Origin of the sequence: Myxococcus llanfairpwllgwyngyllgogerychwyrndrobwllllantysiliogogogochensis, from assembly GCF_006636215.1 — a bacterium.
Lineage (GTDB): Bacteria > Myxococcota > Myxococcia > Myxococcales > Myxococcaceae > Myxococcus > Myxococcus llanfairpwllgwyngyllgogerychwyrndrobwllllantysiliogogogochensis.
Window position 1 is genome coordinate 1 of the sequence record NZ_VIFM01000180.1, and the last position, 23,660, is coordinate 23,660.

General features: G+C 69.8%; 21 protein-coding genes. 10 read left to right on the forward strand and 11 right to left on the reverse strand.

What is annotated here, in order from left to right:
• The first annotated feature begins 140 nt into the window (after positions 1 to 140).
• Positions 141 to 2,234: a thioredoxin domain-containing protein gene (locus FJV41_RS33435; protein ID WP_141646652.1), complete on the forward strand. Its 2,094-nt coding sequence runs from the start codon at positions 141 to 143 to the stop codon at positions 2,232 to 2,234.
• 199 nt (positions 2,235 to 2,433) lie between these two features.
• On the opposite strand, the gene FJV41_RS33440 is transcribed toward FJV41_RS33435, so the two are convergent.
• From FJV41_RS33440 to FJV41_RS33450, 3 genes are all read right to left on the reverse strand, one after another.
• Positions 2,434 to 3,924, reverse strand: coding sequence for a transglutaminase-like domain-containing protein (locus FJV41_RS33440; protein ID WP_181791110.1), 1,491 nt, complete (start codon positions 3,922 to 3,924; stop codon positions 2,434 to 2,436).
• Between the two features lie 63 nt (positions 3,925 to 3,987).
• The gene (locus tag FJV41_RS33445; protein ID WP_141646654.1) at positions 3,988 to 4,455 is read right to left on the reverse strand and encodes a GNAT family N-acetyltransferase; all 468 of its coding nucleotides are present in this window, start codon (positions 4,453 to 4,455) and stop codon (positions 3,988 to 3,990) included.
• Entirely contained in the window at positions 4,367 to 5,446 is a 1,080-nt protein-coding gene (locus FJV41_RS33450; RefSeq protein ID WP_141646655.1) for a D-alanine--D-alanine ligase family protein, read from the reverse strand. The genes FJV41_RS33445 and FJV41_RS33450 overlap by 89 nt, the downstream gene beginning before the upstream one ends.
• Positions 5,447 to 5,594: 148 nt before the next feature.
• On the opposite strand from FJV41_RS33450, the gene FJV41_RS33455 reads away from it, so the two are divergent.
• Positions 5,595 to 6,890 (forward strand): HD domain-containing protein, encoded by a 1,296-nt coding sequence (locus FJV41_RS33455; protein WP_141646656.1) that lies wholly within the window; start codon positions 5,595 to 5,597, stop codon positions 6,888 to 6,890.
• Positions 6,887 to 8,419, forward strand: coding sequence for an MBL fold metallo-hydrolase (locus FJV41_RS33460; RefSeq protein WP_141646657.1), 1,533 nt, complete (start codon positions 6,887 to 6,889; stop codon positions 8,417 to 8,419). The genes FJV41_RS33455 and FJV41_RS33460 overlap by 4 nt, the downstream gene beginning before the upstream one ends.
• Positions 8,420 to 8,435: 16 nt before the next feature.
• Here FJV41_RS33460 and FJV41_RS33465 read toward each other — a convergent pair whose 3' ends face one another.
• From FJV41_RS33465 to FJV41_RS33485, 5 genes are all read right to left on the reverse strand, one after another.
• A complete protein-coding gene (locus tag FJV41_RS33465; RefSeq protein WP_141646658.1) occupies positions 8,436 to 9,197 on the reverse strand; it encodes a GlsB/YeaQ/YmgE family stress response membrane protein in 762 nt (253 codons plus the stop codon).
• Between the two features lie 37 nt (positions 9,198 to 9,234).
• Positions 9,235 to 11,088, reverse strand: a complete 1,854-nt coding sequence (locus FJV41_RS33470; RefSeq protein WP_141646659.1) for an FTR1 family protein — start codon at positions 11,086 to 11,088, stop codon at positions 9,235 to 9,237.
• Positions 11,089 to 11,152: 64 nt separating this feature from the next.
• Positions 11,153 to 11,569, reverse strand: a complete 417-nt coding sequence (locus FJV41_RS53205; protein WP_217445888.1) for a hypothetical protein — start codon at positions 11,567 to 11,569, stop codon at positions 11,153 to 11,155.
• A gap of 76 nt (positions 11,570 to 11,645) precedes the next feature.
• On the reverse strand, positions 11,646 to 12,125 hold the full coding sequence (locus FJV41_RS33480; protein ID WP_141646660.1) for a dihydrofolate reductase: 480 nt from the start codon (positions 12,123 to 12,125) through the stop codon (positions 11,646 to 11,648).
• Positions 12,122 to 12,916, reverse strand: coding sequence for a thymidylate synthase (locus FJV41_RS33485; RefSeq protein WP_141646661.1), 795 nt, complete (start codon positions 12,914 to 12,916; stop codon positions 12,122 to 12,124). The genes FJV41_RS33480 and FJV41_RS33485 overlap by 4 nt, the downstream gene beginning before the upstream one ends.
• Before the next feature lie 164 nt (positions 12,917 to 13,080).
• Here FJV41_RS33485 and FJV41_RS33490 point away from each other — a divergent pair, with 164 nt between their 5' ends.
• Genes FJV41_RS33490 through FJV41_RS33500 form a run of 3 tightly spaced genes read left to right on the forward strand, consistent with a single transcriptional unit; the run spans position 13,081 to position 15,615 of the window.
• Positions 13,081 to 13,644 (forward strand): cob(I)yrinic acid a,c-diamide adenosyltransferase, encoded by a 564-nt coding sequence (locus FJV41_RS33490; RefSeq protein ID WP_141646662.1) that lies wholly within the window; start codon positions 13,081 to 13,083, stop codon positions 13,642 to 13,644.
• A gap of 19 nt (positions 13,645 to 13,663) precedes the next feature.
• On the forward strand, positions 13,664 to 14,677 hold the full coding sequence (gene queG / locus FJV41_RS33495) for a tRNA epoxyqueuosine(34) reductase QueG (RefSeq protein ID WP_141646663.1): 1,014 nt from the start codon (positions 13,664 to 13,666) through the stop codon (positions 14,675 to 14,677).
• Positions 14,650 to 15,615, forward strand: coding sequence for a DMT family transporter (locus FJV41_RS33500; protein ID WP_141646664.1), 966 nt, complete (start codon positions 14,650 to 14,652; stop codon positions 15,613 to 15,615). Before queG ends, FJV41_RS33500 begins: the two co-directional genes overlap by 28 nt.
• Positions 15,616 to 15,619: 4 nt before the next feature.
• Here FJV41_RS33500 and FJV41_RS33505 read toward each other — a convergent pair whose 3' ends face one another.
• A complete protein-coding gene (locus tag FJV41_RS33505; RefSeq protein ID WP_141646665.1) occupies positions 15,620 to 17,119 on the reverse strand; it encodes an endo alpha-1,4 polygalactosaminidase in 1,500 nt (499 codons plus the stop codon).
• Between the two features lie 226 nt (positions 17,120 to 17,345).
• Between FJV41_RS33505 and FJV41_RS33510 the strand changes: the two genes are divergently transcribed.
• Positions 17,346 to 18,185: an ATP-grasp domain-containing protein gene (locus FJV41_RS33510; protein WP_141646666.1), complete on the forward strand. Its 840-nt coding sequence runs from the start codon at positions 17,346 to 17,348 to the stop codon at positions 18,183 to 18,185.
• Positions 18,186 to 18,252: 67 nt separating this feature from the next.
• On the opposite strand, the gene FJV41_RS33515 is transcribed toward FJV41_RS33510, so the two are convergent.
• Positions 18,253 to 19,113 carry a hypothetical protein gene (locus tag FJV41_RS33515; protein ID WP_141646667.1) on the reverse strand — a complete coding sequence of 287 codons (861 nt, stop codon included), beginning with the start codon at positions 19,111 to 19,113 and terminating at the stop codon, positions 18,253 to 18,255.
• A 93-nt stretch (positions 19,114 to 19,206) separates the two neighbouring features.
• Between FJV41_RS33515 and FJV41_RS33520 the strand changes: the two genes are divergently transcribed.
• Positions 19,207 to 20,094 (forward strand): MTAP family purine nucleoside phosphorylase, encoded by an 888-nt coding sequence (locus tag FJV41_RS33520; protein ID WP_141646668.1) that lies wholly within the window; start codon positions 19,207 to 19,209, stop codon positions 20,092 to 20,094.
• A gap of 90 nt (positions 20,095 to 20,184) precedes the next feature.
• Complete coding sequence (locus tag FJV41_RS33525; RefSeq protein WP_141646669.1) at positions 20,185 to 21,234, forward strand: YihY/virulence factor BrkB family protein; 1,050 nt, start codon at positions 20,185 to 20,187, stop codon at positions 21,232 to 21,234.
• Positions 21,235 to 21,249: 15 nt separating this feature from the next.
• On the opposite strand, the gene FJV41_RS33530 is transcribed toward FJV41_RS33525, so the two are convergent.
• A complete protein-coding gene (locus tag FJV41_RS33530; RefSeq protein ID WP_141646670.1) occupies positions 21,250 to 22,074 on the reverse strand; it encodes a M48 family metallopeptidase in 825 nt (274 codons plus the stop codon).
• A 255-nt stretch (positions 22,075 to 22,329) separates the two neighbouring features.
• Here FJV41_RS33530 and ku point away from each other — a divergent pair, with 255 nt between their 5' ends.
• Positions 22,330 to 23,277, forward strand: coding sequence for a non-homologous end joining protein Ku (ku, locus tag FJV41_RS33535; protein ID WP_141646671.1), 948 nt, complete (start codon positions 22,330 to 22,332; stop codon positions 23,275 to 23,277).
• Positions 23,278 to 23,660 lie beyond the last annotated feature (383 nt).

The following is a 23,660-nucleotide window of genomic DNA, read 5'->3' on the forward strand; positions in this document are numbered from 1 at the left end:
GGGCGGGGGAAACCATGCTCACGTCTTGGGCCCAGCGTACCTCGCTCCCGTTCTCCAGTGGAGGGTTGTGCCCTTGGGGCTTGCCGTGTTTTCCCGGGCTCCGTATGCCGTGCCGTGGCCGTCCCTTGCTTGGAGTCCGCATGTCCTCTCACCCTCCGTCGTCAGGTTCCTCCAACCGTCTGGCCCAGGAGCCGTCGCCGTACCTGCGCCAGCATGCCGGCAATCCCGTGGACTGGTTTGCCTGGGGGGACGAGGCGCTCGCGCGAGCGCGGGCGGAGGACAAGCCCATCCTGCTCTCCGTGGGCTACTCCGCGTGCCATTGGTGTCACGTGATGGCGCACGAGTCCTTCGAGTCGCCCGAGACGGCGCGGCTGATGAACGAGGGCTTCATCAACATCAAGGTGGACCGGGAGGAGCGGCCGGACCTGGACCAGATCTACCAGGGCGTGGTGCAGCTGTTGGGGCAGGGTGGGGGCTGGCCGCTGACGGTGTTCCTCACGCCGGACCTGAAGCCCTTCTACGGAGGCACCTACTTCCCGCCCGAGGACCGCTACGGGCGCCCCGGCTTCCCCCGGCTGCTGATGGCGCTGCGGGACACGTGGGAGAACAAGCGCGAGGAAGTGAAGCGGCAGGCGGAGCAGTTCGAGGAGGGGTTGGGCGAGCTGGCCGCGTACGGCCTTGATGCGGCGCCCGGCGTGTTGACGGCGGCGGACGTGGTGGCGATGGGCAAGCGCATGGTGCAGCAGGTGGACCTGGTGCATGGCGGCTTCGGCGGCGCGCCCAAGTTCCCCAACCCGATGAACTTCTCCCTGCTGCTGCGCGCCTGGAGGCGTGGGGGCGGCGCGCCGCTGCGGGACGCGGTGTTCCTCACGCTGGAGCGCATGGCGCTGGGGGGCATCTATGACCAGCTCGGCGGTGGCTTCCATCGCTACTCGGTGGACGCGCGGTGGTTGGTGCCGCACTTCGAGAAGATGCTCTACGACAACGCGCAGCTCGTGCACCTGTACGCGGAGGCGCAGCAGGTGGAGCCTCGGCCGCTGTGGCGCAAGGTGGTGGAGGAGACGGTGGAGTACGTGCGCCGCGAGATGACGGACGCGGGCGGGGCCTTCTACGCGGCGCAGGACGCGGACAGCGAGGGCGAGGAGGGGAAGTTCTTCGTGTGGCGTCCGGAGGAGCTTCAGGCGGTGCTGCCTCCGGCGCGCGCGGAGTTGGTGACGCGTCACTTCCGCATCACGTCCCAGGGCAACTTCGAGCACGGGGCCACGGTGCTGGAGGTCGTGGTGCCAGCGGAGTTGCTGGCGCGCGAGCGGAGCCTGCCGGTGGAGGAGGTCGAGCGCGAGCTGTCGGAGGCGCGTCGGGTGTTGTTCGAGGCGCGCGAGAAGCGCGTGAAGCCGGGCCGGGATGACAAGCTGCTGGCGGGCTGGAACGGGCTGATGATTCGCGGGCTGGCGCTGGCCGCGCGTGTCTTCGAGCGTCCGGACTGGACGAAGCTCGCGGTGTCCGCCGCGGACTTCGTGCTGGCGAAGATGTGGGACGGGACGCGGCTGGCACGCTCGTACCAGGAGGGGCAGGCGCGCATCGATGGCTTCCTCGAGGACTATGGGGACCTGGCCTCGGGGCTCACCGCGCTCTATCAGGCCACGTTCGACGTGAAGTACCTGGAGGCGGCCGAGGCGCTGGTGAAGCGCGCGGTGGAGCTGTTCTGGGATGAGGAGAAGCGGGCGTACTTCACCGCGCCACGCGGACAGAAGGACCTGGTGGTGGCGACCTATGGCCTGTTCGACAACGCGTTTCCGTCCGGGGCGTCCACGCTGACGGAGGCGCAGGTGGCGCTGGCCGCGCTCACGGGGAACGAGCGGCACCTGGAGCTTCCGGCGAAGTACGTGGGGAAGATGCGCGAGGGCCTGGTGGCCAATGCGATGGGCTACGGCTACCTGGGGCTCGCGGCGGACTCGCTCCTGGACGGCGCGGCGGGCGTGACGTTCGCAGGTTCACGCGACGCGGTGGCGCCGCTCTTGAGCGCGGCGAACCACGTCTATGCGCCGACGTTCGCCTTCGGCTGGAAGGATGCGGGCAAGCCCGCGCCCTCGCTGCTCAAGGAGCTGTTCGAGGGGCGCGAGCCGGTGGGCGGGCAGGGCGCCGCATACTTGTGCCGGGGCTTTGCTTGCGAGCGGCCCCGTACGGACGCGAAGGAGCTGGCGGAGCGTCTGACGGAGACTCCCAAGGGTACGTAAACGGCGAGCGCGGAACTTGAGGCCCGCGCTCTGAATGGGCGGGCCCGGCGCTTCATCTCGTAAGGTGGCCCGATTGGTCTCGGCGGGCGCGGACCGGTGAGGTTCCTGCGTGGTGGCCCGGTGCTTCACCTTGTGAGGCAATCCGCCATGCCTCGGCGGGCGCGGGCCGGTGAGGCCCGCGTGCTTCCGCGAGCCAGGACTACTTGACCTCGGTCACCTTCAGCGTGCCGATGAGGGGGGTGATTTCGGCGTTCCCCTCGTAGCCGAAGGCGAAGTGCGTGGCGTCCGCGACGGGCTGGTTGAACGTCGGGTCCAACTGAGTCCACTCACCCACGAACGCCTCCACCCACTCGTGCCAGTAGAGCGCGGGCACGCCGTCCTGGTTCACCATGTAGATGACGCCATCCACGCGCCGAGCGGGGATGCCCGCCGCGCGCAGCAGCGCCACGGACAACAGCGAGTGCTCCGTGCAGTCCCCACGCTTCTGGCGCAGCACATCCGTGGCCCGGTCCGCGCTGGCCCCGTAGTCCTTCTCCAGATGCGTGGCCACCCACGTGTTCACCTTCTGCGCCGCGCGGTACGCGTCCTTCTCGTCACCGATAATCTTCTTCGACTGCTCGCGGATGGCCGGGGCATCGCTCTCCACGATGAGGTTGGACTTGAGGTTCTCCCCCCCATCCGGGTCCGCCACCGGTCGCGGCTTGCGCGCCGCCGTCGAGGGCGCAGCGGCCTGCAACGTCACCTCCACGCTCCCATCCGGCCGCGCGGCGAACTTCTGCCGGTATGTCCCCACGCGGAACTTCTCCGGCAGGCCCGTCACCACCAGCTTCACGTTGCCAGGCACCGCCCGCGCGGACTCCGGCAGGGGCTTGGGCAGCACCACGCGGGTGAGGCCGAACACCTCCACCAAATCCATGCGCTTGGCGACGGCCTCCGTCTCCTTGCGCGCCTGCATCGTCTGGCCGAAGTCCACCAGCACCATCTCCCCGCGCTGGGTGACGTAGGAGACCACCGGTACCTTCTCCTTCTGCGAAATGCTGCTGGCCTTGCCCAGCTTCACCTTCACGCCGTTCACCGTCCGCTGCTCGGCGGGCTCCATGGTGGTGGTGAGGCCGTAGGTCTCCAGGTCCATCCCATCCAGCACGAAGCCGTCCACCTTCGCCTTGCGAGCCAGCGCCACGCGCGCCTGGTCCGCGTCCTCGACGCGCTCCTTCGTCGCGGCCACCGGCAGCACCTCGTCCGCATGGCCCAGGCGCTTGCGCACCACGCGCATGCCACCCTCGGGCGTGGCCGTGCCCTCCAGCGTCTGGTCGCCGCCGTCGCCTCGCTGCACCACGCTGAAGGACAGCAGGCGTCCGCCGGGCTTCGCCTCGTAGACGCGCTCCTCGCGGTGGTTGCGCTCCGACAGGCGCGTACCGACGAGGGCCTTGAAAACGAGCTGGTTGATGCTCTTCACCCGCGCCGGCTCACCGGGCATCACCACCAGGTCCGTGAAGAGCCAGCCCACCTTCTTGTCCATGAGGTACAGACCGAAGAACTCGCCACCCTGGGGGCGGGGAGCCTTCACCACGTCGGACAACGCGGCGGGCGCGGTGGGAGCGGGGGCCTGGGCCCAGGCGGCAGGGGCGCCCGTCAGCAGGGCGCACAGGGACACGAGGGCCAGGGACATCGGTCGGAGCGTGCGAGTCATCACGCCCCTTCTAACGGGGGAGGCGGTCAAAGTCTTCAACCGCCCCACACCCCGTGCGGTGGCCTACAGCCGCTTGGTGAGGATGATGAGGTCGTCCCCCACCTTGTAGAAGTCGCGGATGCGCGCTTCCTCGCCGTACTTCATGGACGCGTAGAAGCCGCGCGTCGGGCCGTAGGCCTCCGTCGCGCTCGTCTCCACGCGGATGAGCCGGCCGTTGCGCCGACGCAGGTCTCCCTCCATCGCGGACACCAGCGCCGCGCCCACACCCTGACCGCGCACCTCAGGAGAGGACGCAATCCAGTACAGGTCGTAGCAGTCCTCCGTCATCGGCGTGGGGCCGTAACAGACGTAGCCAACCAGCTGGCCGTCCCGGTCCGCGACGATGATGGCGTAGTCCGTGTTGCCCGGCGTAAGCGCGATGCCGACCAGCTCGATGGCGACCTCAACCTCCTGCGGCGAGAAGGTTTCGATCTTTCGAATCAGCGCGGCGAGGGGCTCCCGGTCCTTTCCTTCGATGGGACGGATGTCCATGGGCTCTTTCGGAAGCGACCTCCACCAGTCGGGCGGCGAGGGCTGGGTAGTCCAGGCCCGCGGCGGCAGCGGCTCTGGCGAACCCCGCACCCGGATGAAGGTCGCAGTTGGGGTTGATATCGATGACGTAGGGCACACCCTCCGGAGACACCCGAAGGTCGACCCGTCCATAGTCCTGACAGTCGAGCGCTGCAAAGGCTTCCAGCGCGACCTGCACACAACGAGCTTCCAGCGCCGCATCCACCTGGCACGGCCCGGCGGGCGTATCCCGGTACTCGGGAGAGCCCTCCTCCCACTTGGCGCTGTACGACACGATGTTCGGCCGGTCCTCGAAGGTCCGACCGAAGTGGATTTCAGTCAACGGCAGCGCACGGCGCGGCTGGTTTCCCAACAGCGGCACGTAGATTTCGCGGCCGGGGATGAACTGCTCCACCAGCGCGGGCTGGTGGAAGGTGCGCAGCACCGCCTCGCAGGCGCGCACCAGCGCGGAGCGCTCGTACACGACGGAGTCTCCCGTCACGCCCATGCTGGCGTCCTCGCGCGCGGGCTTGACGATGAGGGGCCAGGGCAGGTCCACCGCCAGCGCGTCCTCCAGTCGCTCCACCACGCGGAAGGCGGGCGTGGACACGCCGCGCGCGCTGAGCAGCTCCTTCGCCTTGGGCTTGTGCAGCGCGAGCCCCAGCGACAGGGCGGACGAGCCGGTGTAGGCCAGCCCCAGCGCATCCAGCAGGCAGGGGACCGCCATCTCTCCCCGGCTGTCCGCGGCGAGCGACTCGCAGAGGTTGACGACGAGGTCCGGCTGCCGGCGCCGCAGGATGTCCACGAAGTCCAGCCGGTCACCCTCGATAGCGAGCGGCTCGGCGACGGTGTCTCCCTGGGTGAGCGCTTCGGAGAGCGCGGCGGCGACTCGCACCACGTCCTCTCGGGCCTCCCGTCCCGGGTCATCCTGGAGGAGCTCGTGGTCGCGGTTGTGCAGCAGAATGATGTGCATTCGGAGGTGCCGGGAGGGTTACCACGTCCCCCGTTCCGAGCCCAGTCCACTGGTGACGGTTGGTTACCTCCTGGGCTACCTCCCGGAAGGGCTTGCAGTACGGTGGACTACCTCCGATAGGGGTATCCAGGAGTATGGAAAGGGCACCATGCGCATCCGCGACCCCATCCACGGCACCATCCCGGTGAGCGAGTCGGAGAAGGCCGTCATCGACAGCCGCCACTATCAGCGGCTCCGCTACGTGCGGCAGCTCGGCTTCGGGGACCTGGCCTTCCCTGGGGCCACGCACACCCGGCACATCCACTCCCTGGGCGCCATGCACGTCGCCTCGCGGGTGTTCGGGGCGGTGGCCGCCCGCTCGTCGCTCCCCGAGGACGTGCGCGAGCGCTTCTGCACCGCCGTGCGCCTGGCCGTCCTCTGTCATGACCTGGGCCACATGCCGCTGTCGCATGCCTCCGAGCGCATCGCCCCGAAGCGCTCACTGCTGCGCCTGCCCGGCTGGCTGGACTCGGTGGCGGAAGGCGAGCAGGCCACCCACGAGGACTACACGGCGAAAATCCTGCTCGACAGCTCCCTGACGCCCATCATCGAGCGCGAGTTCGGCGCCCAGGGCATCACCCCCATGGGCGCGGTGGCGCTGATTACGGGGGCAAAGCCGCCCAAGGACCCGGGCTTCACGTGGGATGGCGTGGACTGGACGCCGCTGCTGCGCGCCATCGTCTCCGGCGAGCTGGACGCGGACCGCATGGACTACCTGCTGCGCGACTCCTTCTACACGGGGGTCAACTACGGCCGGTACGACATGGATTGGATCATCGGCAACCTGAACCCGGCGGTGAAGGACGGGCGGGCCTACCTCGCGCTGAGCCGGGCGGCGGCGTTCGCCTTCGAGGACTTCCTCCTCAGCCGGTACCACATGTTCGTCTCGGTGTACCTGCACCACACGTCGGTCAGCTTCGACTACATGCTGCGGCGCTACTACGAGGAGTCGCCCGGCGAGTTCGAGATTCCGTCGGACCCGGAGGCCTTCCTGCTCTGTGACGACTCCGCGCTCTGGTACACGCTGCGCCGCTCACGCAACAAGTGGGCACAGCGCATCATCACCCGTCAGGGCTTCAAGCTGCTGGCGCAGTACACGGAGCGGGACGCCGGGTACGATTTGGACGTGCTGCGCAGCGCACTCGTCTCGTCGGGCTTCGAGCACTACGTCGTCGAGTCGGTGAACGTCCTGAGCAAGTACGCCTCCGGGCCCGCGAGCCCGGGGCCGAGCCTGTTCATCATCGACGCGTCCACCGGACGGCTGACGGAAGTGGCGCGCTACACGGCGCTGTACCAGCGCTACAGTGGGGCCGTCCGCCTCACGCGGCTGTTCGTGCGGCCGGACCAGTCGGAAGCAGCGCACGAGCTGATGGGCCAGCTCCTCGGTCAGGCGGTGCAATCATGAGTGAGCGTCTTCCCGGTCTGGGCCTCGGCCTGGACCTGAGCCATGTCCCCGCCGAGCCCCGCGCCTCCGCCGTGGCGCTCCTGTATCGCCGCGTGGGCCCGGGCGTGGAGGTCTACTGGGTGAAGCGCGGCAAGGCGCTGGCGTTCGCGGGCGGCTTCTACGCGTTCCCCGGAGGCAAGCTGGACAAGGCCGACGCGGATGTCCCCGTGCGGGGCGTCAGTGGAGAGGAGGCCGCGTTGCGCTCGGCCGCCGCGCGCGAGCTCTTCGAGGAAGCTGGCGTGCTGATGGCCGAGGGCGCCGAGGCGCTCTCCCAGGAGAAGCAGGACGCGCTGCGAAAGGCGCTGCTGGCGGGACAGCGCGGCTGGGGCGAGCTGCTCCAGGGCGAGGGCCTGGCGCTGCGCGCCGAGGACTTCCGTGTCGCGGGGCGGTGGATTACTCCGCACGCGGTGCCGGTGCGCTTCGACACGCACTTCTATCTGGTGGAGCTGCCGCCGCACGCCCGCACGGAGCTGTGGCCTGGAGAGCTGTCGGAGGGCGCGTGGGTGTCGCCCGCGCTGGCGCTGGCGCGCTGGGGTGACGGCTCCGCGTTGCTTCATCCGCCCGCGGTGCATGCGCTCCAGGTGCTCGGAACCTTCACGGACGAGGCGGACGCGAGGGCGCGGCTGGCGACGCCGCCGTACTGCCCGGGCTACATCGCGCAGCGCATCGAGTTCCAGCAAGGCGTGCGCGTGGTGGCGCTGGAGACGCCCACGCTGCCGCCCGCCACGCACACCAACGCGTACGTGCTGGGCAACGGCGAGCTGCTGCTGGTGGACCCGGGCTCCGGAGACGTGAAGCAGTACGCGAAGCTGCTGTCGCTGGTCGCGGGCTTGAAGGCGGACGGGCTCAAGCCGGTCGCGGTGGTGCTGACGCATCACCATGGCGACCACGTCGGCGGCGCGCGCGCGGTGAAGGAGCGGCTGGGCATTCCGCTGTGGTGCCATGCGAAGACGGCGGAGTGGCTCGACTTCCCGGTGGAGCGGTTGCTGGAGGACGGCGAGGTGCTGGAGCTGGCGGGGGAGGTGCCCCAGCGCTGGCGGGTGCTGCACACGCCTGGACATGCACGGGGCCACATCTGCCTCGTGGATGAGCGCAGCCGCGCGGCGGTGGTGGGAGATATGGTGGCCGGCGTGGGCTCCATCGTCATCGACCCGCCCGAGGGCAACATGCGCGACTACCTGACGCAGCTCGCCCGGCTGCGCGACTGGCCCGTCGGCACGCTGTATCCCGCGCATGGCCAGCCGTTGCCGGATGGGCCCGCGAAGCTCCAGGAGTATCTGAATCACCGCGCCCAGCGCGAGGCGCTCATCCTCCAGGCGGTGCCGCCCGAGGGTGTCACGCTGGCGCAGGTGGTGGAGCGGGCCTACGCGGACACGCCGCCGTTGCTGCATCCGGTGGCGGAGCGCAGCGCGTTGGCCACGCTGGAGAAGCTGGTGGCCGAAGGCCGCGTGCGCGAGGAGTCGCTGCAGTACTTCCGCATCGGCGCGTGAGCCGGAGGGGCGGACTTCAGAACCGCCCCATCAGCCCCAGTCGTGGACCGTGCTCGGTCATTCCCGCGACAGGCAGCAGCCGCACGCCGGAGTCATGCCGCGTCTGTGCGGGCGTCGTCACGGGGCGCTGCGACTGGTGGGACAGCTCGTAGCCCGTGGTGGCTCCGGCGACGGGGAGCAGCAACAGGAGCGCGGCGAGCGCCTTGTCGTCATCGTTGGCGCCGAGGATGAGCGAGCCCAGGAGCGCGCCGCCCCAGCCCACCAGGCTTCCTCCGACGGTGGCGAGCAGCGTGCCCTTGCCGTCCATGAGCCGGCCGCCCGCCCAGGTGCCCGCGGGGATGCCGATGACGACGCCGGTGAGGCCACCCACCAGCGAGACGACCTGACACTCGTCGCAGCCCACCGTGGGCGCGCCGAGCAGATAGCCCACCACCAGGCCCACGGCGCCGCCCGCGATTCCGCCCGCGGTTCCTCCCACGAACTCCACCGCGACGCGGGGCACCGGGTCCTCCACGGCGGCCTTGCGGCTGGGCCGGGCCTCTTCCGTCACCTCGGTGCCGGCGGGCGGGGTGGGGGTGGCCTGGGTGTCGTCGTCGCCCTGGTCGTCCCGCGACGTGCTGTCTCCTGGCGAGACGGGGACGAGCGGAGGAGGCGACAGCTCCGGGGCGGGGCGCTGGGCCGGCTCGTCCTCCTGGGGGACGGGCTGACCCCGGGCGGAGCCTGTGCTCGACAGGAGCAGGACGACCAGCCAGGCGGAGAGCGCGCGCGAAAACCTCACCCGCACAAACTACCGCAAGGCCGGGGGTGTCGTCGCGTCAACTGGCGGACACCTCGGTGACACGGTCGGCGCGAGCCCGGCGCCGCAGCAGCACCAGGGCCACCGGCGCGGCGGCCAGCAGGGCCTGGGGCAGCAGGGACACGAGGTCCGGGTAGATGCCCAGCAGGTCCAGGGTGAAGAAGCGCACGGGCACCAGCGGCAGCGCCCCCACTTCCTGGAGCGAGTGCAGGCCCTTGCCCAGCAGCATCACCGCCGTGACGACGAGGACCCCCGTGGACACGTTGAACAGCGTCTTCATGGGCAGCCGGAAGCCCAGCCGGTTGATGAAGAGGACGAGGATGGCGAGCGCCACCACTCCCACCAGCGAGCCCCAGGCCACGCCCTCGGGCGAGTCCAGCGCCAGGCCCTGGAGGAAGATGGCCGTCTCGAAGCTCTCGCGCAGCACGGCGGTGAAGGCGATGAGGAACAGGCCCACCATGCTGCCGCGGCCGAGCGCGCCCTGCATCTTCTGGCGCAGCTCGCCCATGAACTGGCTCATGTTGGAGCGCGCGTTGAGCCACATCGCGGCGTACACCAGCATGCCCACCGCCACGAGCGCGGCCACGCCCTCCAGCCACTCGCGCTGCGCGCCGGCCAGCAGGTGTCGGCCGAGCAGGTAGGCCCCAGCGCCCACCACCAGCGCGGACATCCAGCCGGCATGCACCACGCGCACGTGCTCGGTGGCCTTCATCTTCTTCAGGGCCGCCAGCAGCGCCGCGACGATGATGGTGGCCTCGAAGCCCTCGCGCAGCAGGATGAACACGGTGAGCCACAGCGTGGACACCAGGTCCGCCGCGGTGCCGCTGCCCCGGCGCGCCTGGTCCAGGAGCGACACCAGCTCACGCCCCTCGTCCTGGAGGCGCGGACTGCCGTTCTCCGCCGCGAGCCGCGCGTTCAGGAAACCCTGCTCCAGCTTGAGCACCAGCGCCGAGTCCCGTGAGCTGAGCTTGGGCTCCACCGGCTCCAGGCCATTGAGGTACGCATCCAACAAGGCCGCCTTCGCCCCGGCCGCGTTGCCCGCCGCGCCCTGCCGCAGCGCCTCCTGCACGCCGTCGCGAGCAATCATCAGCGAGCGCTCCTCGTCCACTTGCGGCAGCTCGCGGCGCAGGCACGCGAGGTGCTCCGCGCCGAACGACTTCACCAGCTCGTCATCCGTGGTGTTCGCCAGCCGCTCCAGCGACGCGCGCGGCGGAGGGCTCTCGCACGGCGGCTGGCGCAGGGTGAAGACGAAGAAGGCCAGCGACCAGCGCTCGTCCTCGCTCAGCGTGGGATAGGCCGGCATCGCGGTGCCCGGCACGCCGAAGCTGGTGGTGTTGAAGGCCTTGTAGGGCGTGAGGCCGCCCATCAATTCCGCGTCGCGGAAGTTGGCGGGCTGGGGCTCCATGGTGGCGGCGATGGGCAGGTTGGCGCTGCCGTCCGCGCCGTGACAGGCCGCGCAGTTCGTCTGGAAGAGCTTCTCGCCGAGCTTCAGGTCCGGCGGGTGACGCGGGCTGCGGGCAAGGCCCCCGGCGAGCACCAGGTCCTCCACCAGCGCACCGCAGTCCCGGCTCACGCCCTCCGCGTCGCGCGACTGGTCCACGCGCGCCTGGATGGCCTTCACGCGAGGGACGAAGACCGCCGCCGCCGCGCCCAGGCCCTGGGCCGCGTCCACCGCCTCGGCCGCGAAGCTCTTCTGCTCCGCCAGTTCGAACGCCGACTGGGACTCGATGGCGGCCGGATAGTCCGCCTCCAGGTACTGGAGGATGCCCACCAATCGGTGCCACGTCCGCTCATCCGCGCCGACCTCGCCCGCCACGGCCGAAAGAGGCACCGCGAGCACGAGGCACAAGGCGACGGAGACCACACGATTCATGGTCCTCGTCTACCAGCGGGGGATGAGGGTTTCAATTTTGCGAATCAATATCAAAATGGGCGTTTCAAGCGCGCGAAGGGGCGGTGGTGCCGGCAGTGAAGTTGCCAGGGCCTGTCCACTGCTCGACTTCCAGGGAATGGATGCGCAGGCGAGCGAGGCGCCAGTCACCGCCCCGCAGGCGGCCGATGGCGAAGGAGCCGATGGAGAGCGCGCCGATGGCGACGGCTCCGACGGCGAGTGCGCCGAGCGCGGTGGCACCCAGGGCGCTGGCTCCGACGGCGAGTGCGCGGAAGGCTCGGGCTCGCAGGGGCCTCCGGATTCGCTGGGCGTCGAGCTGCCGGGAGAGGCGAGCAAGCGTGGCGGTGTTGGCGAGCGCGAGTCCGGTGGCACCGGCCAGCGACGCCGTGCGCAGGGTGCGGCTCATGAGGTGCTGCGGCAGCGGGAAGGTGAGGGTGGTCCACATGCCGTTGGAGGTGGACACGGCCTCGCGTGGGAGCCACCCGACGGCGCCCGGTGCGCTGCCTGGCGGACGAGCGACGGAAGGAGGGATGTGCCCCTTAGCGCTCGTAGGTGAGGAACGCGTACGGAGGCTCTGACTCCGGGTGCTGCTCTTCCTCGACGAGTCGCCAGCCGGACAGGTCGACCTCCGGGAACAAGATGTCGCCCGGGTAATCGCGAGCGATGCGCGTGAGGTAGAGGCGCTGCACGCGGTCCATCGTCTGGGCGTAGAGGTCCGCGCCGCCCGCGATGAAGACCTCGTCATCGCCTCGGGCCCGCGCCTGTTGGAGCGCCTGCTCCACGGAGTGGGCCACCGTCACACCATCGGGCGCGAAGTCCTGCTGGCGCGTGACGACGATGAAGGCGCGGCCCGGCAGCGGACGGCCAATGGAGTCATACGTCTTGCGGCCCATGATGAGCGTGTGGCCCATGGTGAGTCGCTTGAAGCGCGCGAGGTCCGCGGGCAGTCGCCACGGCAGCTGGTTGTGGGCGCCGATGACGCGGTTGGATGCCAGGGCGACGATGGCCGACAGCTTCATACGGCGACCGGGGCCTTGATGGCGGGGTGCGGCTCGTAGCCTTCGAGCTGGAGGTCCTCGTACTTGAAGGCGAACAGGTCCTTCACGTCCGGGTTGAGACGCAGGCGGGGCAACGGCCGAGGCTCGCGCGAGAGCTGCTCACGGGCCTGCTCGACGTGGTTGAGGTACAGGTGCGCGTCGCCCATCGTGTGGATGAACTCGTGCGCCTCCAGGCCCGTCACCTGCGCGACCATCATCGTCAGCAGCGCGTACGAGGCGATGTTGAAGGGCAGCCCCAGGAAGATGTCCGCGCTGCGCTGGTAGAGCTGGCAGGACAGGCGCCCGTTGGCCACATAGAACTGGAAGAGGACGTGGCACGGCGGCAGCTTCATGTCCGGCAGGTCCGCCACGTTCCACGCGCTGACGAGGTGCCGGCGCGAGTCGGGGTTCTTCTTCAGCCCGTCGACCAGGGCCTTCATCTGGTCGATGTGCGCGCCGTCCGGCGCGTTCCAGGAGCGCCACTGGTGGCCATAGACGGGCCCCAGCTCGCCGTGGGCGTTGGCCCACTCGTCCCAGATGGTGACGCCGTTGGCCTGGAGCGTGCGCACGTTGGTGTCGCCCGCGAGCATCCACAGCTGCTCGTGGAAGATGGACTTCACGTGCAGCTTCTTCGTGGTGACCAGCGGGAAGCCGCGCGTCAGGTCGAACCGCAGTTGTGGGCCGAAGACACTGAGCGTGCCCGTGCCGGTGCGGTCACCCTTCTTCGTTCCATGCTTGAGGACGTGGTCGAGCAGGTTCAGATAAGGCTGCATGGGGCCGAGGCGTGTACGTCGCCCTCGGGTAGGTGTTCAAGCAACAACGTGCAAGAAGCACCCCTCCTGTCTTCCATACATCTCTGGGGCCCTGTCTTCGCGCATGCATCGACGCGCCTTCTCATTGGACGCGCGGCGCGCCCCACCGGTACAAGCCGGAACCCATGAAGATCTACACGAAGACGGGCGACGCGGGAGAGACCGGCCTGTTCGGGGGCGGTCGCGTCGCGAAGGATGACGCCCGCGTGGACGCGTACGGCGAGGTGGATGAACTCAACGCGACGCTCGGGCTCGCGAGGGGCTTCACGCTGCCGCAGGAGCTGGACGCGATGCTGCACCGGCTCCAGGACCAGCTGTTTACAGTGGGTGCGGTGATGGCGACGCCGGCGGGCACGAAGGCGTCCGCGCACATCCCGGCGCTCAAGGCGGACTGGGCGGAGGACATGGAGCACGCCATCGACCGCTTCGAGAGCGAGCTGCCGAAGATGACCCACTTCATCCTGCCCGGAGGCACGCAGGGCGCCGCCGCGCTGCACCTGGCGCGCACCGTGTGCCGTCGTGCCGAGCGCCGCGCCGTCCCGCTGCTGCGCGACGGGACGATTCCGAAGGACGTGGTGGTTTTCCTCAACAGGCTCTCCGACCTGCTCTTCGTCATGGCGCGCGTGGCCAACCACCGCGCCAATGTGCAGGACGTGAAGTGGATTCCGGAGAAGCCCTCCGCGTCGTAGCGCTCCCAGGTTCGCCGTCGTGCTGCCCACCGCCCATCTTCGCGACCTCGCCCGGTCCGTTGGCTTCGACCTCGTGGGCTTCGCTCGCGCGGAGCCCATTCCTCCCACCTTCCTCATGGAGTGGCTGGAGGCGGGCTTCGCGGCGGACATGGACTGGATGGGCGAGCGAGCCGCCGAGCGGCTGGACGTGGACAGGCTGCTTCCGGGCGCCAGGACGGTCATCTCCTTCATCAACAACTACTGGCGTGATGACGAGGAGTCGGTGGGCTCGCCCATCGCCCGGTATGCGCGGGGACGCGACTACCACTCCACGCTGCGCGACAGGATGAAGTCCTTCCGCAAGGCCGTCACCGTGATGTTCCCCGGCCTGGGGACGTACGGGAGCGTGGACAGCGGCCCGCTGATGGAGAAGGTGTGGGCGGCGCGCGCGGGGCTCGGCTACGTGGGGAAGAATGGCTGCTTCATCACCGAGCCGTATGGCTCGTGGGTGCTGCTGGCCACGCTCATCCTCGATGCCGAGGTCGACGACTATGGGACGGGCCCCGCGGCGGACCGGTGTGGCGCGTGTCGCCGCTGTCTCATGTCCTGTCCCACGGGCGCGCTGGTGGGCAACGGCCGTGTGGACGCGCGGGCGTGCCTGTCCTACCAGACCATCGAGAACCGCGAGCAGCAGGTGCCGGAGGCCTTCCGGCTCAAGTTCGACAACCTCATCTTCGGGTGCGACATCTGCCAGCAGGTGTGTCCGCTCAACCGGCGGCCGGTGTTCGCCGAGCACCCGCGCTTCGCGCCGCGCGCGGTGGCGGAGCTGGGGACGCTGGAGCTGGCGGGGCTGACACCGACACAGTACGAGCAGCTCATCCCCGGTACAGCGCTGGCGCGTGCACGGTACGACGTGCTTCGCCGCAACGCTGTGTACGCGCTGGGCGTGGCCAGGCAGGCGGACTCGCGATACCTGCTCGAAAAGCTCTGCGGCGATTCGAGCGAATTGGTACGTACCGCGGCGCAATGGGCGCTCTGCAAGCTCGACCCCTGAACTCCTCCGAGTCTTCGCTTCGCGGGGTGTACGCCGCGTTGCTCATCCAGGTTGTCATCAGCGCGGGGACGTACCTGGCCGCGAAGCGGGCCATGACGGAGCTGCCGCCGCTCACCGTGGTGTTGTGGCGCTTCTGTCTGAGCGGGTTGGTGTTCGTCGCGCTGCTCCTGGTTCTGCCCGGGCCCAAGTTGCCGCCGCGCGATGCCTGGCGCCGCATCTTCGTCCTGGGGCTCCTGGCGGGCCCGGTGAACCAGGTGTTCTTCTTCACCGGCCTGTCGCGCTCCACCGCCGCGCATGGCGCGCTGCTCTATGCGCTCACGCCGCTGGGCGTCTATCTCTTGAGCCTGGTGCGAGGACAGGAGCGGGCCTCCACGCGGACGCTGCTGGGCATCGCCACCGCGTTCGCGGGCGTCGTGGTGCTGCTGTTGGGACGAGGGCTGGCGGATGCACGCGGCTCGCTGCTGGGGGACGTGCTCATCCTCGGCGCGGTGCTGGCCTGGGTGGCCTACACGACGGAGGGGAAGCCCTTCGTCGCCGTCCACGGTCCGCTGCGCGCGACGGCGTGGTGCATGACGATGGCCACGGTGTTGATGCTGCCCTTCGCTCCGTTCGTGGCGAAGCCCGAGGCGTTGATGGCCGCGAGCCTGGCGGCCAAGGGCTGCATCGTCTACCTGGGGCTGCTCACGTCGGTGGTGGCGTACGTGCTCTGGTACTACGCGCTGTCGAAGGTGTCGGCGTCGAAGGTGGCCATCTTCTCCAACCTCCAGCCCGCGGCGACGGCGCTCGCGGCCTGGGCGCTGCTGGACGAGGCCCTGCACTGGGAAATCGTGGTGGGTGGGTTGCTCGTCCTGGCGGGCGTGCGGCTCACCCAGACGGTGATGGCCCGTGCTCCGCCGACGGCGCCCCTGCCTCCCGTGGCGGGGCGCCCGGCGACCTGAGTGGCTACTGAGGGTCCCAGCCCGCGTTCACCGTCACCCGGTCCAGTGCGCGCACCGTGACGTAGGGGACGAAGCCCGCGGCACGCGAGCGCGTGTACGCATCCGCGACGTGGGCGGACTGGGTGGCGTAGTCGGTGGACAGCACCAGCTTGCCCGCGGCGCGAACCCGGGCGGCGTTGGCGCGGTTCTCCGCGCACCAGGACGCATCACAGGCAACGTCGTCGGACCAGTACATGTCCTCCATGCCCAGGCCGTCGATGACAGGCAGGTACGCCGTGTCGTCGATGAGCTCCGGGGAGTTCTGCGGCACCACCTTGAAGGCCGGGTTGCGCGCCTTCGCGTACTGGCTGATGCGGGCGATGAGGGCCACCATCTTCCGAGCGAGGTCGGCGCGGTTGGTCCCCGCGGAGTTGGCGGGAATCTCCTCGTACGTCACCACCATGTCCAGGTAGCAACCGGTGAAACCCGCGGCGAGCGCGCGGTCGATGCGACCCTGGACGATGGGCCACCAGCGCTCGTCCCAGTACTTCACGTACTGCTCATCGGGCCAGCCATCCACGGGGCCGAGCTTCAGGTCCGCGGCCACCTGACTCCACTCGGGACGGTACTCCTCGATGGCGCCAATCTCGAAGTAGGCGAGCACCTGCTTGCCGCCGGACTTGAGCGCGGAAATCTCGGCGGCGGTGAAGTAGCCGCTCGAGCCATCCCGCACCAGCTCGACGATGGCGAGGTCGAACTTCGAGGCCGCGATGGCGTCGAGCTTGCCCTGGGGATAGTTCGTGAGCTGGTACGTGAAGCTGCTGACGCCCTCCCAGGGGACGGGAGTGCCCGCGTCGGTGGTCGTGCCCGCGTCCGTCGGGGTGCCCGCGTCCGTGGGGACTCCCGCATCGGTGGGCGTGCCCGCGTCCGTCGGAGTCCCGGCGTCCGACGCCGCCACCTGCACTCGCACCACGAGCAGGTCCAGCAGCGACGCATCCGCCGAGGACTCCGTGCGGTAGCGCAGCTTCACGGGGCCGCCGGAGAGGAACCGCGCGGGGGAGGGGAGGGCCAGTGACGTGGCGGACCACTTCCACGACAGGGCGAAGGCGTTGTCACCCACGATGACCCAGGTGCTCGTCGTGTAGTCCCACGCCTCGAACAGCCAGCGCATCTCCGACTTCAGGGGGCCCCGGAAGTTCACGCCCACCTCGGCCGCGACGACGGTGTCGGCGCTCACGCCCGTGGGCAGCGGGTAGGTACACGTGGCGGAGCTGTTGGGAGCGAACTCGACGTACTCCGCCCAGCGGTCCTGCGTGCCCGACAGCGTCTGGGTGTGCAGGCCCTGCACGCCCTGGCCCGAGCCGATGGAGCCGCGCGCGAGCTGGAGGGTGGAGCAGGTGAGGGTCTGCGCATTGGGGAGAATCGCGCCGCGCTCGTCATCGAGCGTGTCACGCGTGTTGCTTCCTCCACAGGCGGTCAGCAGGACAAGACAGGGCCACATCAACCAATTCACGACGACTCGCATGCAACGTCTCCTAGGGGTGTGGGAACGCGGCGGGCATTAACGTCGTGCGCGTGGCACCAGCAAGGCGAAGTGGATGCGAGCACGCTCGATACGCGAGGCCCGCGCTCCCTCGCTGGAACATTCGTTTCCGCCTGGACGGCTCGCATCCGTGGGAGGGGTGGTGCATGGACGGAGCGATGCTCCGTGGTGCGGTGGCGGACGGCCTCGGTCTGCGTACACTCGTGTGATGCTTCGTGCGGGTGAGGACCTGTTCCAGGTGGAGGAGCGGCTGTGGGTGCTGACGGCGCCCACGGGCCAGGGCATCTACGACTTCGGCTTCGACCGGTTCTTCCCCTGCCGTCGCCCGTATCAACTTCCCGAATCGCTGGAGGTGGTGGCGCGCGTGGGCGTGTGGAACGACTACGCCGAGCGCCATCGCGAGCTGGCGTCGGAGGGTGTGCGGCTGGTGCATTCGCCGGAGCAGCACCTGTTGGCCACGGAGCTGCCGCACTGGTACCCGAGGCTCACGGACCTCACGCCGCGCAGCGTCTGGTACGACGAGCGGCCAGACGCGAAGACGGTGGAGGACGCGCTCGGCTGGCCCGTCTTCGTGAAGGGTGAGCGACAGACGAGCCGCCACCGCAAGTCACTCTCCATCATCGAGGGGCCCGAGCAGTTCGAGCTCGCGATGGCGGCCTATGCGAAGGACCCCATCCTCCACTGGCAGCGCGTGGTGTGCCGCGAGCTGCGCCCGTTGCGCCGGGTGGAAGAGGGCGCGCCGGACCGCATTCCCAGCTCGTTCGAGTTCCGCACCTTCTGGTGGCGCGGTGAGCTGGTGGGGTGGGGGCCCTACTGGTGGCAGGGGTCGCCGTACACGATGAACGAGCTTGAGCAGCGCGAGGCGCTCGCCCTGGGACGCGACGTGGCGCGCCGGGTGGACGTCCCCTTCCTGGTGGTGGACGTGGCGCAGGAGGTCTCCGGCCGCTGGATTGTCATCGAGTGCAACGACGGCCAGGAGAGCGGTTACGCGGGCGTCTCACCCTTCGCGTTGTGGCGGAACATCCTGGAGCTGGAGCGCGCGCGCTGACCGGGGCGGAGCTCAGTCCCCGTTGGGGTCCCTCGAGCTGGAGAGCGCGCGCTGACCGGGGCGGAGCTCAGTCCCCGTTGGGGTCCCACTCGGAGATGTCGGTCTTGGGCTCTGGTGGAACCGACGGGCGCAGCGGGTTGGACGGCGGGGGCGCGGGCTTCTTCGTGGCGGCGACGGGCGCGGGCGCCGGCTCGTCGTCGAGCAGCGGGTCCTTCTTCTCGTCGGCGATGGTGGGCGCGGGCTTCGCGGGCGCGGGCTTCACGGGCTCCATCCGGGGCGTCGGCTTCGCGGAGGCCGTGGGCGCGGGCGGCGCATCCAGCGGCTCCAAGTCACTGAAGTCGGGCTCGGCCTCGGGCGCGGGCTTGGCGGGCGCGGGCTTCGGCTCGGAGTCCGCGGCGCGGTAGACACCCTGTCGCGACACCGGGGGCACGGGCGTGGTGTCGACCGGCGCCGCCGGTTGTACTTCCTCTGGGGGGGGACGGGTGTCCTCGGCGGGGATGCTGTCCGCGCGGTAGCCGTCGCGACGCCCTCGGACCGAGTCCCTGTCCGGACGCGCGTCGCCGAACGGGTCCTCCTCACGGTTCGTCGTGCGCCGGGGCTCCGAGTCCGTCGAGTCGCCGAACGGGTCCTCTTCCCGACTCACGGGCTGCTTCGAGGAGGGACGCCTGCGACGAGGCTCGTCCGCCACCACGCTGTCGGGCAGGCCGCGCAGCGACGAGTGCCGGTCGCTGCACTCACCGCGGTTCTCCGTGCAGATGCCCAGGCACTGGGTGAGCTTCTTCACCGTGCGCCCGCTGCCTCCGTACTCGATGGAGCAGTCCTCCTTGCAGGTGGCGTAGTCCTCCTGACAGCCGGAGGGGACGGCGCCGCGCTGGGCGCTGGCGGGGGTGGCGGCGAGCGCCAGAAGCAGGAAGGGCAGGAGACGCATGGCAATTTCGAAAACTACCAGTCTTCGTGCCTCCCGGCGCCAGGGGGGCGCGCTATGGTTCAGGGGCGCGGCCGGAGCGCCAAGAGGAGGAACATGGCTGTCAGGGTGGGCATCATCGGGAGCCATGGTCTGGAGCAACTGTTGGGGCTCTCCGGTCGGTTGGAGACCCACACCCTCGAAACCCCCTTTGGTCCCCATGCGGGCCCCCTCATTTCGGGCGAATTGGACGGCGTCTCCGTCGTCTACGTACCCCGCCACGGCGCGGGTCACGTCTTCAACGCCACCCGGGCCCCCTACCGCGCCAACCTCTTCGCGATGAAGCAGCTGGGCGTCACCCACGTCCTGGCCACGGGCACGGTGGGCAGTCTCCAGGAGCACCTACCGCCGCTCCAACTGGTCGTCCCGGACCAGGTCATCGACCGCACCTACCGCCGACCCTGCACGTTCTACGACGACCTCGCGGTCCACGTGGAGCTGGGGTCTCCCTTCTGCGGCACGCTCCGTCAGGTCCTCTCCAACGCGGCGGCCAGCAGCGGTGCCGTGGTGGCTACCGAGGCGACGTATGTCTGCGTCGAGGGCCCCTCGCTCAGCACGCGCGCGGAGAGCCTGCTGTACCGGCAACTGGGCGCGGACCTGGTGGGGATGACGGCCATGCCCGAGGCGCGCCTCGCCCGGGAGGCGGAGCTGCACTACGCGCTGGTGGCGCTGCCCACGGACTACGACTCGTGGCAGCCCCTGCCTCCAGGCCAGGAGCACGAAGCCCTCCTGGCGCGCCTGTCCCACAACGTGCAGGCCGTCACCGCCAAGGGCGCCGCGCTCATCCGCCGCGCGCTGCCCCGTATCGCCGAGGCTCCCTCCGCCTGCCGCTGTGACTCCGCGCTGGCGCTGGCCCTGTGGACCGAGCGCTCCCGCATCCCGGACGAGGTGCGCTCCCGGCTTCGTCCACTGCTGGGCAGATATCTTCCGCCGAACGTCGTCTAGCCGGGCGAGAGCCTGCTCGGCCGCCTGCTGCCGATAGGCGTCGCGAACCCCACCTTCCGTTACCCGAGAGTCGGGAGCGAGGAGGGAAGGATGCGGCTGCCGCGGCTCAAGTACCTGACCTGGCGCGAGTTCACCCGGCGCTTCGTGAAGGAGTTCCAGGAAGACACCGTCACGGACATCGCGGCGCAGCTCTCCTACTACCTGCTGTTCTCGCTGTTCCCCTTCCTCTTCTTCCTCGTCACGCTGGTGGCGTACCTGCCCTTCGCGCCGGGCGCGGTGGACGCGATGTTGGACCGCGTCCGTCCGCTGGTGCCCGGGGATGCGCTGGGTCTGGTGACCGGGCACCTGACGTCGCTGGTGCACCAGCCGCGGCCCAAGCTGCTCACGGTGGGTCTGCTCGTGGCCCTGTGGTCGGCCTCGCGGGGCGTGGACGCCCTGCGCAAGGCGCTCAACCTGGCCTACGACGTGCCCGAGTCGCGCCCCGTGTGGAAGACGCAAGGGCTGGCCATGGTGATGACGCTCATCGGCACCCTGCTCATCCCGCTGTCCTTCGCCGTGTTCCTCCTGGGCGGCAAGCTGGGGGCGTGGCTCGCGACTCGGCTGCACGTGCAGGAGGACTTCTACGTCCTCTGGTCCTGGGTGCGCTGGCCGTTCACCGCGGGGCTGGTGATGCTGGTGCTGTCGCTCTGTTACTACCTGCTGCCGGACGTGAAGCAGCGCTTCAAGTACATCACCCCCGGCTCCATCTTCGGCACGCTGGTGTGGATGGCGAGCACGTGGGGCTTCACGCAGTACGTGGAGCACTTCGGCAAGTACAACGTCACCTATGGCTCCATCGGTGGCGTGGTGGTGCTGCTGTTGTGGCTCTACATCTCCGGGCTGGTGTTCATCCTCGGCGGAGAGCTCAACGCCATCCTGGAGCACGCCTCGGCGGAGGGGAAGGAGAAGGGCGCGCGCCAGTTCGGCGAGCCCGCTCCAGCAGAGCCCCCCATCAAGACGCCGGGGGCCGCCAAGAGCGCGGCCAGCGCGAAGCGCTCCCGGCTGGCCTTCTGGCGCTGGCGGCGGCGCGTGGCCCGGGGGAAGTCCCCCGAGCCCTCCGCGGCGGAGCTGGAGCGCGGGCCTCCGTCCACGCTGCACTGAGCCCGGGCGGGGAGGTTACTTCCCGCCCAGCTTCTGCTTGATGGCGGGCAGCTGGCCCGGGCTGTTGTTGCTGCCGCGCAGGTTCTTCTTGGCGATGAACTCCTGAAGGTCGGAGATGCGCTGCTTGTTGGTGGGGTGGGTGCTCAGCCACTTCATGACGCCCGGCGTGTTGCCTTCCTGGGCCTGGAGCTTCTGGAAGAAGCTGATGAGTCCCTTCGGGTCGAAGCCGGCGCCGGAGGAGTAGCGCGCGCCGTACTCGTCGGCCTCCAGTTCCTCGCTGCGGCTGTGGGCCAGCATGGCGCCACCACCGACGAGCTGCGCGGCGACCTGCGCGGCCGCGCCCGGGTTCTGTCCCAGCGCGAGCTGGGTGACGGTCTGCAGGCCCATCTGGTTCACCATGGCCCGCGCCGAGTGACGGCCGACGACGTGGCCCGCCTCGTGCGCCATGACGCCCGCAAGCTCCGCCTCCGTGTCGGCGGCGAGGATGAGGCCCGTGTAGACGTAGAGGTAGCCGCCCGGCGTGGCGAACGCGTTCACCGTCTTCGGGTCGTCGATGACGTTGATCTTCCACTTCACGCCCGGCCGGTCCTTGGTGGCCTGCTTGATGATGGGCGCGGAGAGGTTGCGCACGTACTCGACGATGGTCGGGTCCTGCACGTATTTGATCTTCTCCTTCTGCTCGAGCTCCTTCTTCACCTGCTGGCCGATCTCCTCTTCCTGCTCATCGGAGACGAAGGTCTTCGCCAGAGCCTTCTCCGCCTGGACGCGCTGCGTGGTGCAGCCCGTCGTCACTCCCATGAGGAGGGCGAGGCTCCATACCGCCGAGAGAATCCGCTGCATGACCGAGGACGCCTTTCTTTGCCGGTTGATGCGTTGAGAGAGCGACTGCCCGGACTCTTGGGCAGCGTCCACCTCCACGGCAAGTCCCTCGTGTGGGTTCCGGCGGAATGAGTGAGGCTCGGGACTCCTGGCTCACGGGTGCGGGAGGGCTCGTGCGCCTCGCGGTACACCCGCCGAGCCTTGTCGTGTCATGCGAGCAGCCGGAGATTTCGGAGTGGCGGGTGTCGAAAGGGATGGGCGCCCGAGGAGGTCGTGATGTCGCGTCCGGTCTGGGTGGGCTCGCTGAGCTTCGGCCCCGTGACGCTCCCGGTGAGGGTGCACGGCGCCGTCGTGTCCCGGCAGGTCCAGTTCCATCTGCGGCACGACGCGGACGGCGCGCGCATCCAGAACAAGCGGGTGTGCTCCGCGGACGGTGAGGAGGTGCCGCTGGAGCACGTGGTGCGGGGCTACACGCTGGCGGACGGCCGGCAGGTCACTGTGACGAGCGGGGAGTTGGAGGCGCTGGACCCCATGGCCAGTCGGGTCATCGCGCTGGAGGAGTTCGTGGACCCCGCGCGGGTGGACTCGCTGTTGGTGGATACGTCGTTTCATCTGATGCCCGCGAAGGGCGCGGAGCACGCGCACGCGCTGCTGGCGGCGGCGCTGCGGGAGTCGGGCCGCGTGGGCGTGGGACGGTGGGTGCTGTACCAGAAGGGGCACCTGTGTCTCGTGCGGCCGCATGCGCGGGGGCTCGTGTTGTCCACGCTGCACGCCGTGGACGAAGTGGTGTCGCGGGAGCAGCTCTCCGAGCAGGGGATGGCGGAGGCCGCCGTCGAGCCCGGGGAGCTGGAGGCGACGCTGCGGCTCATCGAGGCGCGCTCCGCCGACTTCGAGCCCGGGCGCTACCCGGATGTCCACCGCGAGCGGGTGCTGGCGTTCCTGGAGCGCAGGGCTCGTGCGCAGGCGCGGACGCGACGTGGGCCTCGGCCCGCTCCCGAGGTGACTCCGCGCGAAGCCGAGACGGGGGCATTGTTGGGGGTGCTGGAGCGCGGGGTGGCCGCGCTTCGGGCGGGACAGCCGCTGCCGTCAGTGGAAGGGGCGCTGAGGCTGCGCCCCCGGGTGGCGGCCCGCGAGGTCCGGGAACGGGGAGGAGACACCCCGACCCCCGAACGGGAGTCGACCCCAGACGGGGTGGATGACGAGGGCGGTGAGCCCGCGCCCTGAGGAGATGGCTCGATGGATGCGTGCCGCGTCGCACGGTCCTCCGGGGGCCACCTGCCCTGACCTGATGGGTCCATGCCGTTTCGAGCGGCGCCCCGGGAACCGATCACCGCCGGGGTGAGTCCCTCATCCTTGCCTGATGGGTCCATGCCGTTTCGAGCGGCGCCCCTGGAACCCAGCACCGTTGATCGCCGCCGCAGTGCGTCCCTCGTCTTGCCCTGAAGCACTGGCTCGACGGGCTCCTCTTGTTTCGCGCGGCGCCCCGGGACCCCAGGACCGCTGATCGCCGCCGGGATGCGTCCCTCTTCTTGCCCGGGCCCACCGGGGTCGTTCCGCTCCCAGGCCCGTCCGAGAACCTGTCGCCGGGGCCTGGGGTGGGGGTGCTC

What these genes read in the sequence shown, in the direction of transcription:
- FJV41_RS33435 (WP_141646652.1), top strand. Translation starts at nt 141, where the DNA reads ATGTCCTCTCACCCTCCGTCGTCAGGTTCCTCCAACCGTCTGGCCCAG.
- FJV41_RS33440 (WP_181791110.1), bottom strand. Translation starts at nt 3,924, where the DNA reads ATGACTCGCACGCTCCGACCGATGTCCCTGGCCCTCGTGTCCCTGTGC.
- FJV41_RS33445 (WP_141646654.1), bottom strand. Translation starts at nt 4,455, where the DNA reads ATGGACATCCGTCCCATCGAAGGAAAGGACCGGGAGCCCCTCGCCGCG.
- FJV41_RS33450 (WP_141646655.1), bottom strand. Translation starts at nt 5,446, where the DNA reads ATGCACATCATTCTGCTGCACAACCGCGACCACGAGCTCCTCCAGGAT.
- FJV41_RS33455 (WP_141646656.1), top strand. Translation starts at nt 5,595, where the DNA reads ATGCGCATCCGCGACCCCATCCACGGCACCATCCCGGTGAGCGAGTCG.
- FJV41_RS33460 (WP_141646657.1), top strand. Translation starts at nt 6,887, where the DNA reads ATGAGTGAGCGTCTTCCCGGTCTGGGCCTCGGCCTGGACCTGAGCCAT.
- FJV41_RS33470 (WP_141646659.1), bottom strand. Translation starts at nt 11,088, where the DNA reads ATGAATCGTGTGGTCTCCGTCGCCTTGTGCCTCGTGCTCGCGGTGCCT.
- FJV41_RS33480 (WP_141646660.1), bottom strand. Translation starts at nt 12,125, where the DNA reads ATGAAGCTGTCGGCCATCGTCGCCCTGGCATCCAACCGCGTCATCGGC.
- FJV41_RS33485 (WP_141646661.1), bottom strand. Translation starts at nt 12,916, where the DNA reads ATGCAGCCTTATCTGAACCTGCTCGACCACGTCCTCAAGCATGGAACG.
- FJV41_RS33490 (WP_141646662.1), top strand. Translation starts at nt 13,081, where the DNA reads ATGAAGATCTACACGAAGACGGGCGACGCGGGAGAGACCGGCCTGTTC.
- FJV41_RS33500 (WP_141646664.1), top strand. Translation starts at nt 14,650, where the DNA reads ATGGGCGCTCTGCAAGCTCGACCCCTGAACTCCTCCGAGTCTTCGCTT.
- FJV41_RS33505 (WP_141646665.1), bottom strand. Translation starts at nt 17,119, where the DNA reads ATGCGAGTCGTCGTGAATTGGTTGATGTGGCCCTGTCTTGTCCTGCTG.
- FJV41_RS33510 (WP_141646666.1), top strand. Translation starts at nt 17,346, where the DNA reads ATGCTTCGTGCGGGTGAGGACCTGTTCCAGGTGGAGGAGCGGCTGTGG.
- FJV41_RS33515 (WP_141646667.1), bottom strand. Translation starts at nt 19,113, where the DNA reads ATGCGTCTCCTGCCCTTCCTGCTTCTGGCGCTCGCCGCCACCCCCGCC.
- FJV41_RS33520 (WP_141646668.1), top strand. Translation starts at nt 19,207, where the DNA reads ATGGCTGTCAGGGTGGGCATCATCGGGAGCCATGGTCTGGAGCAACTG.
- FJV41_RS33525 (WP_141646669.1), top strand. Translation starts at nt 20,185, where the DNA reads ATGCGGCTGCCGCGGCTCAAGTACCTGACCTGGCGCGAGTTCACCCGG.
- FJV41_RS33530 (WP_141646670.1), bottom strand. Translation starts at nt 22,074, where the DNA reads ATGCAGCGGATTCTCTCGGCGGTATGGAGCCTCGCCCTCCTCATGGGA.
- ku (WP_141646671.1), top strand. Translation starts at nt 22,330, where the DNA reads ATGTCGCGTCCGGTCTGGGTGGGCTCGCTGAGCTTCGGCCCCGTGACG.